At 42.1% G+C, this 17866-nt stretch carries 11 protein-coding genes and 3 pseudogenes; 8 read left to right on the forward strand and 6 right to left on the reverse strand.

Features of this window, described 5'->3' with window-relative positions:
* Positions 1–16: 16 nt before the first annotated feature.
* Both hemL and VY86_RS03800 read right to left on the reverse strand, forming a co-directional pair.
* Positions 17–1300, reverse strand: a complete 1284-nt coding sequence (hemL, locus tag VY86_RS03795) for a glutamate-1-semialdehyde 2,1-aminomutase (RefSeq protein WP_046973985.1) — start codon at positions 1298–1300, stop codon at positions 17–19.
* 50 nt (positions 1301–1350) lie between these two features.
* A complete protein-coding gene (locus tag VY86_RS03800) occupies positions 1351–2136 on the reverse strand; it encodes a DUF1460 domain-containing protein (RefSeq protein WP_046973986.1) in 786 nt (261 codons plus the stop codon).
* 414 nt (positions 2137–2550) lie between these two features.
* Here VY86_RS03800 and erpA point away from each other — a divergent pair, with 414 nt between their 5' ends.
* Positions 2551–2895, forward strand: coding sequence for an iron-sulfur cluster insertion protein ErpA (gene erpA / locus VY86_RS03805; protein WP_031280637.1), 345 nt, complete (start codon positions 2551–2553; stop codon positions 2893–2895).
* 122 nt (positions 2896–3017) lie between these two features.
* On the opposite strand, the pseudogene tnpA reads toward erpA, so the two are convergent.
* A pseudogene (gene tnpA, locus VY86_RS03810) lies at positions 3018–3419 on the reverse strand (IS200/IS605 family transposase).
* Positions 3420–3477: 58 nt separating this feature from the next.
* Between tnpA and VY86_RS25300 the strand changes: the two are divergent.
* Positions 3478–4422, forward strand: a pseudogene (locus VY86_RS25300) (RNA-guided endonuclease InsQ/TnpB family protein).
* A gap of 83 nt (positions 4423–4505) precedes the next feature.
* On the opposite strand, the gene btuF reads toward VY86_RS25300, so the two are convergent.
* Together btuF and mtnN are read right to left on the reverse strand one after the other, a co-directional pair.
* Positions 4506–5336 (reverse strand): vitamin B12 ABC transporter substrate-binding protein BtuF, encoded by an 831-nt coding sequence (gene btuF / locus VY86_RS03825; RefSeq protein ID WP_046973988.1) that lies wholly within the window; start codon positions 5334–5336, stop codon positions 4506–4508.
* Positions 5337–5445: 109 nt separating this feature from the next.
* Positions 5446–6147 (reverse strand): 5'-methylthioadenosine/S-adenosylhomocysteine nucleosidase, encoded by a 702-nt coding sequence (gene mtnN, locus VY86_RS03830; RefSeq protein ID WP_046973989.1) that lies wholly within the window; start codon positions 6145–6147, stop codon positions 5446–5448.
* Between the two features lie 126 nt (positions 6148–6273).
* Here mtnN and dgt point away from each other — a divergent pair, with 126 nt between their 5' ends.
* Entirely contained in the window at positions 6274–7800 is a 1527-nt protein-coding gene (gene dgt / locus VY86_RS03835; protein ID WP_046973990.1) for a dGTPase, read from the forward strand.
* On the opposite strand, the gene VY86_RS03840 is transcribed toward dgt, so the two are convergent.
* Positions 7784–10135, reverse strand: a complete 2352-nt coding sequence (locus VY86_RS03840) for an ATP-binding protein (RefSeq protein WP_046973991.1) — start codon at positions 10133–10135, stop codon at positions 7784–7786. The genes dgt and VY86_RS03840 overlap by 17 nt on opposite strands.
* Positions 10136–10188: 53 nt before the next feature.
* Here VY86_RS03840 and rlmD point away from each other — a divergent pair.
* The 5 genes and pseudogenes from rlmD to VY86_RS03865 all read left to right on the forward strand — a co-directional run bounded on the left by rlmD (position 10189) and on the right by VY86_RS03865 (position 16717).
* A pseudogene (gene rlmD, locus VY86_RS03845) lies at positions 10189–11470 on the forward strand (23S rRNA (uracil(1939)-C(5))-methyltransferase RlmD).
* A 26-nt stretch (positions 11471–11496) separates the two neighbouring features.
* A complete protein-coding gene (gene relA / locus VY86_RS03850; protein ID WP_046973992.1) occupies positions 11497–13728 on the forward strand; it encodes a GTP diphosphokinase in 2232 nt (743 codons plus the stop codon).
* 23 nt (positions 13729–13751) lie between these two features.
* The gene (gene mazG / locus VY86_RS03855) at positions 13752–14537 is read left to right on the forward strand and encodes a nucleoside triphosphate pyrophosphohydrolase (RefSeq protein WP_046973993.1); all 786 of its coding nucleotides are present in this window, start codon (positions 13752–13754) and stop codon (positions 14535–14537) included.
* A gap of 266 nt (positions 14538–14803) precedes the next feature.
* Positions 14804–14959 (forward strand): TauD/TfdA family dioxygenase, encoded by a 156-nt coding sequence (locus VY86_RS26405; protein WP_420800621.1) that lies wholly within the window; start codon positions 14804–14806, stop codon positions 14957–14959.
* Positions 14960–16087: 1128 nt separating this feature from the next.
* Positions 16088–16717 carry an ATP-binding cassette domain-containing protein gene (locus VY86_RS03865; RefSeq protein ID WP_046973995.1) on the forward strand — a complete coding sequence of 210 codons (630 nt, stop codon included), beginning with the start codon at positions 16088–16090 and terminating at the stop codon, positions 16715–16717.
* Positions 16718–17866 lie beyond the last annotated feature (1149 nt).

Raw genomic sequence — 17866 nt, forward strand, 5'->3', positions numbered from 1 at the left:
TTTGATAGCGAAGAAATTATTTCAGTTTTGCAAAGCAGCGGGTGGCGGCGTCAACAGTACGCTGAATATCTTCATCCGTGTGCGCGATAGACATAAAACCCGCTTCAAATGCGGAAGGTGCCAAATAAACACCCTCGTCAAGCATAAGATGGAAGAAACGTTTGAAACGCTCAATATCGCAATTCATCACATCTTGATAGCAACTGACTGTTTCCGCATCAGTAAAGAAAATACCAAACATACCGCCGACGTGGTTAACCACCAGCGGAATGCCAGCTGCTTTTGCTGCTTTAGTCAGGCCAGCAGCCAAATTATCTGTCAGTTCAGTCAGACGCTGATGTACACCGGGTTGAGAAACTTCGTTCAGGCAGGCAAGACCCGCAGCCATAGCGATTGGATTGCCGGACAAGGTTCCAGCCTGATAAACCGGGCCGGTTGGCGCTAATTTCTCCATCACTTCATAGCGTCCACCGAAAGCGCCAACGGGCATACCGCCACCAATAATTTTGCCAAGGCAAGTCAGGTCAGGCTCTACATTGTAATAAGATTGCGCGCCGGATAAAGCGACGCGGAAACCTGTCATCACTTCATCGATAATCAGCAGAGCGCCGAATTCATCACACAGTGCGCGCAGGCCGGGTAGAAATTCCGGCAGTGGCGGCACGCAGTTCATATTACCGGCAACGGGTTCGACAATAATACAGGCTATCTCTTCAGGATATTGTTCAAATGCTTTCCGCACTGAGTTCAAATCGTTATAGGTACAGGAGAGTGTATGTTTGACGAAATCAACCGGAACCCCCGGAGAGTTTGGCTGGCCGATAGTCAGCGCGCCAGAACCGGCTTTTACCAGCAGGCAATCAGCATGGCCGTGATAACAGCCTTCGAATTTGATGATCTTATCGCGGTTGGTATATCCACGAGCCAGACGGATAGCACTCATGGTCGCCTCTGTGCCTGAGTTGACCATGCGCACCATATCCATTGATGGCACCAGTTCAGTCACTAATTGAGCCATTTCTACTTCAGCAGCAGTGGGAGCACCAAAACTTAACCCTTGTTCGGCGGCTTTGATGACTGCATTACGGATAGCGCTGTGGTTATGCCCCAATACCATGGGCCCCCAGGAGCCGACGTAATCAATATAGGCTTTGCCATCAACATCATAGAGATAGGCGCCGTTAGCGTGTTTGATAAACAGAGGCGTACCGCCAACGCCATTAAATGCACGTACCGGGGAGTTAACACCGCCGGGAATAAGCTGTTCGGCCTGAGAATAGAGGATTTCGGATTGGCTCATTAAAAGCTCCTGAATGTATCTTTAAGTGGGTTTATCGCTTGCTTCACTGATTATAATGGTCTTAGAACGATAATTCCGGGTTTATTCTTTACGTAATCAAGGAAGGGAGAATCGACCACTTTTTTATTGGCTGCAAGTGAAGACGCATTTCTAAACATTGGGCCATTATCTGTCATAATAAAAATCCCGGTATGCGTGACATCTAGCCCGGCAAGATGTGTATATATTCCTATATAATCTCCCGTCTTTAAGCGTTTAATCACGGAATCATTCACCTTATTACCTGGAATATATTTAATATCTCGGTTGATAACACTAAGTCCGGGGATATATTCGCCGCCATCCGCTTTTCTATTCAGACTTTTTGTGATTTTTATATAAGAAGGACTTATTTCATCCGTCACATCTTTGGCATTTAATTTTTCTCTGATTGACCAGTCCGTGAAGAAATGTTTTCTTTGCAAGAAACTGATTTTTCCGTCGATATACCTTGTCTGGATGAGATTCTTGATAAAATCCTGTTGGTCATTTGATTTCCTTAACGATTCTACGTAATCAAGAAAAGTAAAACAGTCCAGTCCGCTAAAATCTATAACTAATTTTTCAGGTTCAGTTGGGGAACCGACCAGTTTGTTTGCGACATAAGGCGTATTGAGAAACTGATAAGAGATATTTTTTATCATTTCACCGGGATTGCCTTTATTTCCCGGTTTTACCTGATTTTCTATGATGTCATCAATTTTCTTCGAGGTATAACTATCCATATCGACTTGCTTGCTGTGAGCTACGCAGCCTGCAAGTGTGACGGCCAGCATAAGTGATAATATTTTTTGCATAAGAACTCCGCATGGTGACTTTAATAAATACTTAATAAAGTAACTAATAATCATGATAAATCAATAAATTTTCCTTTTTATAGTGAATTGATTGACTGATGATTGAACTATACTTCATTCAGAGTCCAGAAGGTGCTTATTGATATCGTCTGAATTCTGCATATCTGTTGGCGGCTGTAACTGGTGATCTCACTTGCCTCTTTTCACTGGCACGTTTTGGATTCGCTGATTCATCAAGGGCTAACCTCAATGTTAAAAGATGCTCAGACAATTTGTTAGCTATTCATGAGTTGCTGAAATGACAAAACTTGAACGAACTAACCAGGTATTAGATAATTCGAATTATTAATAAATCGGCAAATTTCTGTTTTCTTGTGAATTTCTTTGCCGAGTTCCGGTCTGGAGTAAAAAATGATGAGCGATGATATAGCATTACCTTTGCAGTTTACTGATGCTGCCGCCAGTAAAGTGAAAATCTTGGTTTCGGATGAAGAAAATCCAAACCTGCGTTTACGGGTTTATATCACAGGGGGGGGGTGCAGTGGTTTCCAGTATGGTTTTACCTTTGATGATCAGATCAATGAAGGCGATATGACCATTGAGAAGCAGGGTGTCGAATTGGTTGTTGATCCGATGAGTCTGCAATATTTGGTTGGCGGTTGTGTTGATTACACCGAAGGTCTGGAAGGTTCACGCTTTATCGTCACCAACCCTAATGCTAAGACAACCTGCGGTTGTGGTTCTTCTTTCAGTATCTGATTCCAGGTTGTTTCCCGCAATGGGTCTGTGAACGATATGACCCATCTTTTCCTCCAAATTCCCCTCCCGCCGACATAAGGCGGGAGGGGAATTTGGACGGGCTTGAAAAGCCCGAATAACTCTCAGCCACGCTGATACTGAAGGTATTTTTTCACGACTTCCCGCGGCGTCCCACCGCACGCTCCAGCGAAGTATGAGCGAGACTACAACACAGGCTTGCCGTAAGCTCCGCGCAAGTCCAAAAATTGATTACGCAGACGGCGAGAGGTCACGGCTTTCAGTGAATTGACCCGCACGGACAGTTGCACGGTTGGAGGGGACTCAATCCACATATGGACGTGGTCGGGCTCACCGTGACTCTCTTTTAGCTCAGCGCCAAAATCCCGGCATACCTCACCGGCATCCTGATGGAATGCCGCATAATGTCACTCACCCAGAATATTGCTACGGTATTGGGTCACAAACACAAGATGTACAGGCAAAAGAAAAGCAGCCTGCCGTGAACGGTTGATTTTGTCTTCCATTGAATTTAACCAAAATTGCGGTACGATAGTGATGACATCTACTCCACACTGAGCCATCATGCGACTTCTGAAAGCCTACAAATTCAGACTGGAACCCACCGAAGAACAGTCGCAGCGTCTGCGGCAGTTATGCGGCTGTGCGCGTTTCGTCTGGAATTACGGGCTTGACGAGACGAAGCGCATTCTTGAGTCAGGCGGCAAACTTCCCTCCGCTTTTGAGCTGAACAGGATGCTCACGGTGTGGAAAAACAGACCGGAACACGCCTTTTTGCAGGAAGCCTACACGGATAACCTTCAGCAGAAACTCAAAGATTTACACGGGGCGTGGAAACGTTGTTGATTGGGCTGGATGCGGGAGTCACAAAACTGGCCACGCTCTCTGATGGCACAATATACGAACCTGTAAACAGTTTTAAGCGCAATCAGCGCAAGCTGGCGAGGCTTCAGCGTCAGTTGAGTCGAAAAGTTAAGTTCAGTGCCAACTGGCAGAAACAGAAGCGTAAAATCCAGCACCTGCACTCACATATCGCCAATATCCGCCGCGATTACCTTCACAAGGTCAGCACGACAATCAGCAAAAACCACGCAATGAGAGTCATTGAAGACCTGAAGGTTGCCAACATGTCAAAGTCAGCAGCGGGGTCGATAAGCCATCCGGGGCGTAATGTCGAGGCAAAATCTGGCTTAAACCGTTCGATATTGGATCAGGGCTGGTACGAACTTCGCCGCCAGCTTGAGTACAAGCAACGCTGGCGGGGGGGTCAGGTATTATGCCTATACAAGCCAGCGTTGCGCCTGCTGCGGTCATACAGCGAAAGAAAACCGCCTATCACAAAGTCAATTCGAGTGCCTTGCATGCGGATATACGGAAAATGCCGATATCAACGGTGCTCGTAACATTTTAGCGGCAGGACATGCCGTGCTTGCCTGTGGAGGGAGGGTGCAGTCAGGCCGCCCGTCGAATCAGGAACCAGACACTGAGCAATCAGTCGTCACCCACTAACGGGGATCCCCCCTCCTGAGTCACGAAGTGCGAAGGTGGGGGAGGATGTCAATTTCGGGATATGCCTGCAATCCCATTTTGCTTTATCTGGACCCCTTATCGTTCAATTGCTGGCATAGTTGTTCAGCAGCCAGCACGATACGAGGCCCTGCGCGATGAAACCAATCTTCATGCAATGTAATCACTTTGGCCCTCAATTGAGGATGCCAGAAATTTTCAATTAATTTGGCTTGTTCCGGCCCGCCACTGATAACAATCGTCTCAGGTTTCCGAGTGAGTACTTGCTCACGGCTTACCTGCGGCCAGGGAACGGGGCTGTCAGCGAAAATATTCCTGCCGCCACAGATTGAAAGCACTTCACTTTGCAGTGTCTGTCCTGAGGCAGTAAACAGAGACTGAGTGCCGAATTGTAAAAAGACAGGTTTTGGTGTGGTTGAGGCATATTTTTGTTTCAGAGCGGCAAACCGTTGACGAAGTTCAGTTGCGGATTTTTTTGCCTGCTCAGGATGGGGGCTGTATTCGGCCAGTCGTTCCAAATCCTGAGCTATCTGTTCAGTGGTTTTGGGATCGGAATAAAAGATTTTAATACCAAAAGAGGCGAGTTGTTCCAATGGCCGTTGGGGATTACCACCACGCCATGCCAGAATTATATCGGGTTTCAGTGTGACAATACGTTCCAGATTAATGCCTTGCCAGTTAGCGACTTGCTCAAGTTTACTGGCTTGAGGTGGATAATCAGAATAAGCGCTGGCAGCGATCAGATTGTCGCCTAACCCGGCAACATAGGCTAATTCTGTGGTTGACGGGGATAAGCTGATGACCCGTAAAGGCGTGGCAGACAAATAATGACTGAAACCACTGAGAAACAGTAAAAGCGATAACCAAACTGAACCTGCGCTTTTTATCCATCTCATGAAGGTATGCCTTTTAATATATAAACATTGTGAATGTTTCAGGCGGAGCAGACACGCCCTTGATATCTTGTGAAAGTATTAATCAGGGCGTGATTCTGTCAATAAAATACTATTTATCGTGACTCAGTGTTGCCAGCATTGCATTGACCATTAATGTGGATTGGCGGGCCGCCACAGAAAGAAATTCATCAAAACTGAGATGAGATTCTTTATCTGCCACGTCAGAGATTGCACGTACCACAACAAACGGTGTGTTGTATTGGTGGCAGACGTGCCCTATCGCTGCCGCTTCCATTTCTACTGCTGTAACCTGTGGGAAAGTCGCCCGGATACGGGCTAGGGGTTCCGCACCGTTAATAAATGCATCACCGCTGCAAATCAGCCCACGTATTGCATTCAAATCCAGTGAACGAATACATTTCTCTGCCAGTGCGATCAGCTGGTTATCCGCCAGGAACGCAGAGGGGCATTGCGCCATTTGACCAGGCTCATAGCCAAAAGCGGTGACATCAGCATCATGATAGCGAACTTCGCTGGATACCACGATATCACCGATTTGCAATTCCGGATCAAGGCCACCTGCGGAGCCTGTGTTGATAATCACATCAGGCTGACAATATTCAAGCAGTAAAGTCGTACCAATTGCAGCAGAAACTTTACCAATACCGGATTTTAACAGTGCGATCTCCACGCCGTTTAGCTTACCGGTATAGATTTCGCAGCCACCCCGTGACAGTGTCTGGCGATCTTCAATTTGATCGCGCAGTAAAGTCACTTCTTGCTCCATAGCACCTATCACGCCTACTTTCATTGTGTCATACTCGCTGTTGATTAATTAATCATATAAAATCATTCAGTTCCTGAGTTTAACATTTAATGCAGAACAATCAGATAATCTGTGATGTAAAACAGCGCTATCTCACAAATCGGGGGATAAATGTCCGGGATAGACTTTAGTCAGAAGCTTAATTATCAACGTAAATACAGCCATTATGATGTTGATCCTAATGATGAAGAACAAGTTATTCGCCAGTTTGAAAGTGATCGCGGGCGGATTATGAATTCAGCGGCTATTCGTCGTTTACAGCAGAAAACACAGGTTTTTCCTCTGGAAAATAATGCCGCTGTCCGCAGTCGTCTGACGCATTCATTGGAAGTGCAACAGATTGGCCGCTATATTTCGAAAACGATTATCAATGAACTGAAAACGCGTAATTTGCTGGTTCAATATCGGCTGGACAAACGGCTGTTGTCATTTGAGAGCCTGATTGAAATGGCTTGTTTAATGCACGATATTGGTAATCCACCTTTTGGTCATTTTGGTGAAGCGGCAATTAAAGATTGGTTTGCCAGAAAGCTCGATCTTAATTTTGCCCTGGAAAATATTGAGCGAAAAGATCAATGTGAAATACCGGCATTGCATTTGTGCGGGGAGGTGAAAAAAGATCTTTTCCGTCGCCAGTTACGTAAAGATTTATGTCAGTTTGAAGGGAATGCTCAGGCTATCCGTATGGTACACAGCCTGTTAAAATTCAATCTGACTTATGCTCAGATTGGTTGCATTCTAAAATATACCTGTCCTGCCTTTCGTCTTGAAAAGGCGCTGGATCAATTTAATTACCTGATGAAAAAACCGGGTTTTTATTGGTCGGAAGAGAATTTTGTCCGTGAATTGCGCCGCGAGCTTAAAATGGGGGAATTCTGTCGTTTCCCACTGACTTATATTATGGAAGCCGCAGATGATATCTCTTATTGCATTGCAGATCTGGATGATGCGGTTGAAAAAGATATTTTTGGCGTAGATACCTTGATGGAATATTTGGAACGGGAGTGGGAAGAAAACGGTGGCCATCGGTCTGGCGATCTGTTCGACGCTACGATCAGAAAAGCTCATAAGAGAACGAGTGGCAATGAATTACGTCGAAGTCAGCAGGACCAATTTTTTATGTATTTGCGGGTCTATATTACCGGCAGGTTGGTACCTTACACTGCCCGTCGTTTTATTGATCATCTGCCTGCCGTTTTTGAGGGTTCATTTAATCAAGCGTTACTTGAAGATAAAAGCGAGGAGCATCGGTTGCTTAAAACGTTGAAAAACATTGCCTGTAAAAGAGTGTTTAATCACCCGGAAATTGAAGAGTTGGAATTGAAAGGGTATAAAATTATCAATGGGTTATTGGATTTTTATTGGCCGTTATTGAAGATGTCCCGCCAGAGTTTTATGGAATTAAACCAGAACAATTTTCATAAAGATTATTTTATTGAAACCCGGTTGCTGCACAAACTTTCCACCAAACATCGCCTGGCTTATAACGAAGCGGTAGAAGGAATGATCGCCACTGATGAATCTGAAAAAGACCTGATGGAATTCTACTACCGCGCCCGTCTTATTCAGGATTACATCAGTGGCATGACAGATAATTATGCTTACGAAGAGTATCGTAAATTTATTGTGTGTCACTGATATTTGGGCCGTTACTCAATAGCTTTTGGGCAGCGGCAAGTACATTGTCAATTTCATCTGTCAGCTCCAGCAATTCAGGTTCTATATCGGTTAATGGAGTGTTTTTTTGTAATTGTTGTTCAATTAATTGGCAGAGTGCTTTAAGTTGTGGCACGCCGCTGTAACAGCAACTACCATGCAACTTATGGATTTGCTGCTGATAATCGTCAACAATGTCCCCGGATAAAACTTTTTCTGTGATTGCTTTTATATCCGGCAGAGAATCCACCAGCATTTTTATCATGCTTATCGCTATCCATTCTTTTTCCTCTGCTTGTTGCAGCGCTAACTGCCAATTAACATGTCGTGATTCCGCTGTTTTAATATGACGGTTTAGCGCCGTTCTCAAACCATTTTCATCCAAGGGTTTGGTCAGAAAATCTTCAAATGGCGATTGATCTGTATCGTTCTTTGGCCGGCAGGTATAGGCTGTGACGGCGATAATGGGGGTATTACGGTGTTGTGGTAGCTGGTGGATGCGTTCAGCAGTACAGATGCCATCCATATCCGGCATATGGATATCCATCAGAATGACATCAAAATGGTGAGATTTTGCCGATTGTAAAGCGTCTTCTCCATTACTGCATGTCACTGTTTTTTCTACGATGTCTTTCAGTAACGAGCCGATTAATTTGAGATTGGCTGAATTATCATCAACGGCCATGACCGCCATGGGTAAACGCGGGGATGGGATAATCGTTTTTTGTGGTACAACAGAGCCGGTTAGAATGAAATCATCTTTTCCCAGCCACAAATCAAAACGAAAAACGGAACCTTTTTTCGGCTCGCTGGTAAAACTGATATTGCCGCCCATTTCGCGGATCAGTTTCCGGGTAATCACCAGACCAAGGCCGGTACCACCATAACGGCGGGAAATACTGGCATCGGCCTGATGAAAAGCTTGAAACAGATGGGGTTGCTGTTCAGGGTTGATACCGATGCCGGTATCTCTGACCGTGATCTCTAAATTGATTTTATGGGATTGCTGTTGTATCAGATTGATTTTTATTTCCACAAAACCTTGTTCAGTGAATTTAATGGCGTTACCGATGATATTGGTGAGTATTTGCTGAAGACGCGTAGGGTCGCCTATGACCAGATTCGGTATTTGAGAATCAACGTTGTGCGTTAGTTGAATGCCTTTATTTTTGGCGCTGGGTGTCAATAAAACCATGACTTCATCAATCGTATCCTGTAGAAGAAATGGAATATTTTCCAGTATCAGCTTATCCGCTTCAAGCCGGGAAAAATCCAATATGTCATTGATAATATTCAGCAGATGATTGGCAGAACGTTCAATAATATGCAGATATTCAGCTTGCTGTATTGTCAGAGAGGTTTTCAGTGTTTGGCGGGTAAAACCAATGACGCCGTTGAGCGGTGTACGTAATTCATGGGACATATTTGCCAGAAATTCTGTTTTTATTCTGGCGGCTTCCTGAGCGCGTTTTTTCGCTATTGCCAGTTCAACGTTCTGAATTTCGAACTGTTCCATCGTTTCCCGCAGATCCGAAGTTGCCTGATCAATATCGTTCTGCATCTCTTCTTTATAGCAGGAAAGCGACTTTGCCATGGCATTAATGCCATTTTTCAGCGTATCCAATTCACCAAAATATTTCCCGTTGACACGACTGTTTAGCTGCCCCCGGCGAATGCTATCAACTGTACTGACCATATCGCTGATAGGTTTTGTGATTTTGCGCACCAAATGGTAGGCAAACAGTGATGCCCAGCCAAGGCAAATCAGTAATAGCAATATAAAGATAACTATCTCTTTATATTGCTGTAAGTGAGCTGACTGTAAATCAAGATCAATAGCGATATAACCAATCGGATGTAGGGATGGGGTATCCGCATTCTGTTGATTCTGAGATAAATGGTGCTCTGAGATAATCGGTATGCGTAAAATAATACTATTTTTGACTTCCATTTTTGTCAGGGTTGTTGGAAGTGGCGTACCTGGTGCGATCTGTAGTTGAGCTGGATTGTATTTATAGTTTGATATATCAAATAGTTGATTATCATCATTAAAAATGGCAATCGCCCGGACTATCTCAGAGTTTCTGCGATGAAGCCGGGTTATCAATGAGTTGACGCGTTCACGGTTATTCAGGTTTATCCCGATTTCACTGGCAATCGAAAGCGGTTCAATAATACTGACCCCGGATCGAACAATTTGGTTTTTTAGTTCACGATAGTGATAACAGAGAAACGATATACTGAAAAACATGCCAACCAGTAAAATCGGCACCAGGATCAGGCTCATCATGCGAATGCGTAAGCTATATTTGGTCATAAGCGCCCATTATGGGAAAATAAGAACTTAATAATTCATAGTCCGTAAGAATCATGGTGCAATTTTATTCCCCCAATCGCCGAACAGTAAACCGGCATATCATCACAGTTACTGCTGATAATCTGGATGCCCAGGGGCAGGGCGTAGCTCGTTATCAGGGTAAAACCATTTTTGTCACCGGATTATTGCCCGGTGAACAGGCACAGGTACAACTAACGGAAGAGAAGCGCCAGTTTGCCAAAGCAAAGTTGGTTAAGCGTCTATCTGACAGTCCATATCGTGTAAATCCCTGCTGCCCGTATTTTGGAATATGTGGCGGTTGTCAGCAACAACATGTTGCGCCTGATTTACAGCGTGAGAATAAAGCTAATGTTTTGGAACATCTTATCCGGCGGGAAACCGGCATAACTGTCTCTGCCAGGCCGGTGATTCTCAGCCCTGAATATGGTTACCGGCGCCGGGCAAGGCTTGGTTTACATTATCAGATAAAGCAACGTCAACTGGTGATGGGATTTCGTCAGAATCAATCCAATGAATTAGTTGCGATAAAAACATGCCCTGTTTTACAACCTGAATTGGAACGGTTATTGCAGCCGCTATCTCAGTGTCTGAATGATCTGAAAGCGGTTAAACGGTTGGGGCATGTGGAATTGGTGCTGGCAGATAACGGCCCATTAATGATATTGCGCCACCTTGACCCTCTGAAAGGGGAAGATAAAGAAAAGTTATGCACATTTTCTGTGCAACACAATGTGGCTGTCTATCTGGCGGCAGATGAAACTTCAATTGAGTCACTGAATGAACAGCCGGAACCTTGGTATCAGGTCGGTGGCCTGAAACTGGTTTTCAGTCCAAGAGACTTTATTCAGGTTAATGATTCGGTAAATCAACAAATGGTTGCTCAGGCGATAGCGTGGCTTGATTTACAACCGAATGACCGAGTGCTCGATCTGTTCTGCGGTATGGGAAATTTTACCTTACCTATTGGCCGGATAGTGCAGGCGGTGGTCGGAGTAGAAGGGGTTGCCACGCTGGTAGCGAATGGGCAATATAATGCCAGATTAAATAATTTGGATAACATATCTTTCTTCCATGAAAACCTGGAAGCGGATATACATCGTCAATGGTGCGGCAGGAGTCATGTCACACATCGTCGAGCTGGCCCCTGAAAAAGTGGTCTACGTCTCTTGCAATCCAACAACATTGGCGCGGGACAGTAAGATTCTGCTTGAGGCTGGCTATCATATTATCAGTGTGCGGATGCTGGATATGTTTCCGCATACAGGTCATCTGGAGTCAATGGCGCTATTCAGCCGCCAGTTTGCGGTTGGGTAGAGGCTGTGAAGTAGTCAGGAGAGATTATGGTTGCGGTAAGAAGTGCTCATTTAACCCCTGCGGGAGAGTTTGCAGTAAATAAGTGGATCGCCAGTTTAAATATAGCGAATCTTCAATTGGGTGAGAAATTAGCCGAAACCTGGCGTTATTGTCACGAAAAAGCGCAAAATCATCCTGATTCAGAACTTCTGTTATGGCGTGGCGTAGAAATGGTTGAGATCCTTTCTACGCTGAGTATGGATAATGACAGTATGCGCGCTGCGCTACTGTTTCCGCTGGTTGACGCCAAATTGCTCGACAGTGAAACCGTCACAGAGGTGTTTGGCAGTGCGATTATCAATCTGGTGAAAGGCGTCATGGATATGGACGCTATTCGTCAGTTGAAAGCCACGCATAATGATTCGACCTGCTCTGTGCAGGTTGATAACGTCCGCCGGATGCTGCTGGCAATGGTCGAAGATTTTCGCTGCGTTGTTATCAAGCTGGCGGAACGGATTGCCCATCTGCGGATAGTGAAAGAGGCGACTGAAGATGAGCGAGTACTGGTTGCTAAAGAGTGTTCCAATATTTATGCGCCACTCGCTAACCGCCTGGGGATTGGTCAACTCAAATGGGAACTTGAGGATTACTGTTTCCGTTATCTCCATCCCGATGAATATAAAAAAATTGCTAACTTACTGCATGAGCGCCGGATTGATCGTGAACAGTATATTGATCACTTTGTCAGCACATTACGTAAATATATGCTCAAAGAGAGCGTAGCAACTGAAATATACGGACGACCTAAACATATCTACAGCATCTGGCGCAAAATGCAGAAAAAATCACTGGCATTTGATGAATTGTTTGATGTCCGGGCTGTGCGGATTGTGGTTGAACGTTTACAGGATTGTTATGCGGCGCTGGGGATAGTACATACTCACTATCGTCATTTGCCCGATGAATTCGATGATTATGTTGCTAACCCGAAGCCTAATGGTTACCAATCCATTCATACCGTAGTGCTTGGGCCGGGTGGTAAAACACTGGAAATTCAGATCCGCACCCGTCAGATGCATGAAGATGCGGAATTGGGAATAGCCGCACACTGGAAATATAAAGAGGGTGCGGCGGCGGTTGGTCGAGCGGGGTATGAAGGACGTATTGCATGGTTGCGTAAACTGATCGCATGGCAGGAAGAGATGGCCGATTCCGGCGAGATGCTGGATGAGGTTCGCAGCCAAGTGTTTGATGATCGGGTATATGTATTTACGCCGAAAGGGGATGTTATTGATCTGCCTGCCGGCTCTACGCCACTGGATTTTGCCTACCATATTCACAGCGATGTAGGGCATCGTTGCATTGGGGCGAAAATCAGCGGTCGAATTGTGCCATTTAGCTATCAATTGCAGATGGGCGATCAGATTGACATCATCACGCAGAAACAGCCGAACCCAAGCCGTGACTGGCTGAATCCAAACCTGGGGTATGTCACCACCAGCCGTGGCCGGGCGAAAATTCATAACTGGTTCCGTAAACAGGATCGGGATAAGAATATCATTGCGGGCCGTCAGATGTTGGATAACGAACTGGCCCACTTAGATATCAGCCTGAAAGAAGCGGAAAAGCTGCTAATTGCGCGTTATAACGTTCATACCCTTGATGAAGTGCTGGCGGGAATTGGCGTTGGTGACATCCGTATCAACCAGTTGACTAATTTTCTGCAAAGCAAACTCAATAAAACCACGGCGGAGGATGCAGATCGGGAAGCGCTTCGCAATCTGGAGAGCAAATCCCATCCGCAGCGTAGTTCTGCTAAAGATAACGGACGGATTGTGGTAGAAGGTGTTGGTAACCTGATGCATCACATTGCCCGTTGCTGCCAGCCAATTCCGGGGGATGAGATTGTCGGCTTTATCACCCGTGGCCGGGGAATTTCCATCCACTGGGCTGATTGTGAACAACTGGCGGATTTGCAGGCAAGTGCCCCTGAAAGGGTGGTGGATGCAGTTTGGGGAGAAAGCTATTCCAGTGGTTACTCACTGATTGTGCGTGTGATAGCGAATGATCGCAGTGGATTACTGCGTGATATCACTACGATCCTGGCGAATGAAAAGGTGAACGTGCTTGGGGTGAGCAGCCGCAGTGATGTAAAGCAGCAGATTGCCACCATTGATATGAATATTGAGATCTATAACCTGCAAGTGCTGGGACGGATATTGGCGAAAACCAATCAATTACCGGATGTTATTGAAGCCAAACGCCTTCATGGCAACTGATCGCAGGAAAATTTGGATAAAAGATGAAATCACCCGCTATAGAACGGTTACTGGGGATTATGGCGCAGTTGCGCCATCCTCAACAGGGATGTCCCTGGGATAAAGAACAGACATTCAAAACGATCGCACCTTATACATTGGAAGAGACTTATGAAGTCATTGATGCCATTGAGCGTGGCGATTTTTCTGATCTGAAAGAAGAACTGGGCGATCTACTATTTCAGGTGGTGTTCTATGCTGAAATGGGCAAAGAGCAGCAGTTATTTGATTTTGATGACATTTGCAATGCCATTAGCGACAAGCTGGAGCGTCGCCATCCGCATATTTTCGGTCAGCAGCAGAATATCAGTAGTGACGTGGCTATCAGTGGCTGGGAAAAACGCAAAGCGCAGGAAAGAGCACAAAAAGATCTTCATTCGCTCCTTAACGACATTCCGGCAACTCTGCCGGCGTTAATGAAAGCGTATAAAATGCAGAAACGTTGTGCTGCCGTCGGTTTTGACTGGGATACTCTGGGGCCGGTATTAGACAAAGTTTATGAAGAGATCGACGAGGTGATGGATGAGGCTCGTCAGGCAGTTGTTGATGAGCAGCATCTGGAAGAAGAGGTTGGTGACTTGCTGTTTGCTGTTGTGAATTTGTCACGCCATTTGGGGTACAAACCTGAAATGGCATTGCAAAAAGCATGTAATAAGTTTGAACGTCGTTTTAAAGGCGTGGAAAAGCTGATCCTGAGCAAAGGCCTGACGTTGGAAGCGGCAACATTGGAAGAGATGGAACAAATGTGGCAACAGGTTAAGAAACAATAAGTTGAAGGAATAGCCTGAAAGCTGAAATTTTTAGTTTTTTGAGAGGAAAATTTATTCAGCATAAATTTTCCTTAGTTTCGTCTAAGAAGGAATTAAGTGTTTCTGGGGTGGCTATTCTATTATTTCGTGATGAATGTCTTGCTCGCTTTTCCGATAATAAATTTTTTCAAAAAATAATATTCTCAAGAATAGAGAGTAATATTGGAATATCATTCTCACCATTACTCAATAATTTTAAATGTACGGAGGAGGTTTACCCAATGCTTATGGATATCAATATATTTATACATCAAAAGGAAAATCAATGTCGATTGCATTTAAGGAAAAACCAATATATTGTGTTTAGTAACTATTTGTATTTACATTCTAGGACGAGATTTCCAAAGGATTCGCAAAGGACGTTGTTTAGATTTTGGTTTTAGAGGGGTGTATGAATTTAATAATTGCTGATGCATTAGAGTATAAAGGAAGGATAAAAAAATTTGCTTCCGGGAATAAAAATGTCATTTTATTTCTCTGTTTTTTATTACTCCCGGCAAAATCCAGTGGTATAATTGAAATCTTAATTATTTTGTCTTCGAATATTGTTACGCCAGGGAGTTACATAAAGTCATTTTATTTCTCTTCGATATCGTTAATAATTTATATGTTATTTTATTTGGTTAACATAAGATTTTTCCCTACGGCAAGAAAAAATTCATTTGTTGTTTCTTTGGTAGATAAAAAAACATTATTTCTTTGTAGTGTCGTTTTTTTTATTTACAGTGCTTTTCCGATGATTATTTTCTTTTTCTTGGGTTTTTTCTCTGGAAATGTTAATTATTTGTATTATTTTTCATCTATGTTGTTTTTGATTATTTCTTTTGCTGTAATTGGATTTTGCTTATCTGAGTTAAATTTCTTATGTTTTGTCTTTGTTGTTGCATTCTTTATTTTATCTGCATCATTCAGAAATGGAATATTATATAATTTTATTTTCACGTTAGCTATTTTATTGATGGCATTTAGATTATATTTAAACCCTCCGTCATGTTACACTATTAATCAAAGCAAGAAGTTATTTTCATCAGGATTTTTTTCATTACCTTATATTATAAATCTCCGATATTATTTTCATAAAAATAAAACATCTTCACTTATTATGTTATTATTCGTTATAATCTTATATATATTATGTGAAAGTGCTTTTTCTCAAATTCCAGCCAAGGTTGATTATATATTATTAATATACTTCAGTGTTGTTACATATATATGCATGTTGTTGTTCTATAGTTTTTCATATATTGAAATGAATTATCTTTCATATTTATCTAATTTTTTGTCTATGCGGAAAATTTTGTTTTATAATTATTTTATTTCTTTGTTTTTATTTTCCTTTTTAACTTTTACTTTTTGTTTTCTGGTTGTTAAATCATTCCCTGTTATTATGTTTATATCTTATGTTTTTCTTTCAGTTATTTTGTCATTTATTTCTCTATTAAGAACACAGTACACGAAACTTATTATTCTTTGTGTTATTTTCTTTTTTACATATTTTTTCGGAGTTATTTATGCTTGAAGTTATTGAACTGGAAGTTATTATCAATGATAAGACTATTTTTTCAGGAGTTAATTGTAATTTTTATGTCGGGCTAAACCGTATTGCGGGAATTAACGGTGCGGGTAAAACGGCTTTTCTTTCAAGTATTGCTGGTGTAAATAAGGTTAAAAAAGGAATGGTTAATTTTATAAGAAAGGAGAAAACATATCGATTTAGTTTACAAAGGCATGGTTTTTACATCTCAGATAATGTTGATTTTTATAACTTTATTACTGGAATGGATGTGATAGAGCTAGGAAAACGTTATCGGAAAAGTAATTTAAAACATCAATTAGACTACTATTTAAATGGTTTTGGCATATCTAAATATTCTGGTATTGAATATGGAAAAATGTCACTTGGGACAAAAAAGAAATTTTTATTGACGTCGGCTTTTATTACGGAAGCAGATGTTTATATTTTTGATGAACCAACAAATGGCCTTGACTCAGATTCTATAACATTTTTAATAGCATTAATGACTTCTCTCGCAGAAGAAAAAATTGTTATTTTTAGTTCACATGATGACAGCTTTTTACAGGAGTTAAATTTTACCACCTATAAAATAAATGGTAATAAAATAATGCGTCATGGGGAATAAAATAGACTACTGTACTATAATTGTACGCGGTTTTGCATAATAAATTCAACATTATAACGTTGAAAGCAACCCGATTTGTATGCTGTTAAATCGTTTATTTGAGGGTTTTGTTATTCGGATTTTTCATGATTGATGATTTAATTGGTTTATAAAAAAGTTATTCCTTGGTTGAAAACTTTATTAAAGCAGATTCATTTTGGGAAATAGATTGTCTGATTAACCTATTCATATTTTTATTTATCCTTTTTCTCCAGGAAATATAAGCATTAATAAAGTCAATTTTGTTTCTCATTTTTCACTGATGGCTTTATACAGGGCAGGTTTTAAACTATGATTAAAAATCATTATCTTAACTCCTGGATTTAATCGGTATGAGGTTTTAACGGTGGTTTTTACCACTTTTTCGCCTGCTTTTTATTAAGCTTAGTTATCATGGTATATCGTGTTTTATGTTTAAAAAACATTAATTATACTCGATTTTTATCTTTATAAATCAGCCAGTAAATCCTGATGATATAAAAATACTCCTTTATGTTTTTTCGGATAATCACGCTTTTTTCAGGATTTAAACCCTGTCAAATTAACTGCTTTATCCATTTTTTTATTGCGCTATTTTTTATGGTTTACTTCGTAAAATAACGGTAAGAAAGCGCTTTAATACCCGTCTATTCAGATATATCCTTTTGTGTGAATCCAAGATGCATTTATTGAGTTAAATCCGCTTGGTAGGTTTATTTAATACGTGGCTTTAAAGAGCAGTTTTTGTCGATTTAATGGTTTTTTTCGTTTTCTGATCTCTATTTAGTTTCCCCATTTTTATTAAACTGATAATTAAGTTTTCTCGTTTTTCTGTATTTGATTTTTTAGGTTTAAAACCAGAGAGAGTGACAGATGTGTTAATGATATTAAAAACAACGCTCGTTTCTTTAATGTTCTTGTTATTGGATTAACGTTGTCATTTTGCCACCTTGTTAATCAATTTAAAACCCGTTTTTCCTGCTGCTTTCTCTTTCTATATCAGCAGAGCATCGAATCTTTTACCTGCTTTTAAAAAATCTTTAATCACTGCTTTTTACTTTTCATGATTAAAGTTTTTACCTGTTTTTTTCATGATGAGCTTGTTCTTTTTTCCAGATTTTAAAACCATAT

This window comes from Photorhabdus thracensis, assembly GCF_001010285.1.
Classification (GTDB): Bacteria; Pseudomonadota; Gammaproteobacteria; order Enterobacterales; family Enterobacteriaceae; genus Photorhabdus; species Photorhabdus temperata.

Coding starts and splice junctions, on each gene's coding strand:
- hemL (WP_046973985.1), bottom strand. CDS start 1,300: ATGAGCCAATCCGAAATCCTCTATTCTCAGGCCGAACAGCTTATTCCC.
- VY86_RS03800 (WP_046973986.1), bottom strand. CDS start 2,136: ATGCAAAAAATATTATCACTTATGCTGGCCGTCACACTTGCAGGCTGC.
- erpA (WP_031280637.1), top strand. CDS start 2,551: ATGAGCGATGATATAGCATTACCTTTGCAGTTTACTGATGCTGCCGCC.
- btuF (WP_046973988.1), bottom strand. CDS start 5,336: ATGAGATGGATAAAAAGCGCAGGTTCAGTTTGGTTATCGCTTTTACTG.
- mtnN (WP_046973989.1), bottom strand. CDS start 6,147: ATGAAAGTAGGCGTGATAGGTGCTATGGAGCAAGAAGTGACTTTACTG.
- dgt (WP_046973990.1), top strand. CDS start 6,274: ATGTCCGGGATAGACTTTAGTCAGAAGCTTAATTATCAACGTAAATAC.
- VY86_RS03840 (WP_046973991.1), bottom strand. CDS start 10,135: ATGACCAAATATAGCTTACGCATTCGCATGATGAGCCTGATCCTGGTG.
- relA (WP_046973992.1), top strand. CDS start 11,497: ATGGTTGCGGTAAGAAGTGCTCATTTAACCCCTGCGGGAGAGTTTGCA.
- mazG (WP_046973993.1), top strand. CDS start 13,752: ATGAAATCACCCGCTATAGAACGGTTACTGGGGATTATGGCGCAGTTG.
- VY86_RS26405 (WP_420800621.1), top strand. CDS start 14,804: ATGGATATCAATATATTTATACATCAAAAGGAAAATCAATGTCGATTG.
- VY86_RS03865 (WP_046973995.1), top strand. CDS start 16,088: ATGCTTGAAGTTATTGAACTGGAAGTTATTATCAATGATAAGACTATT.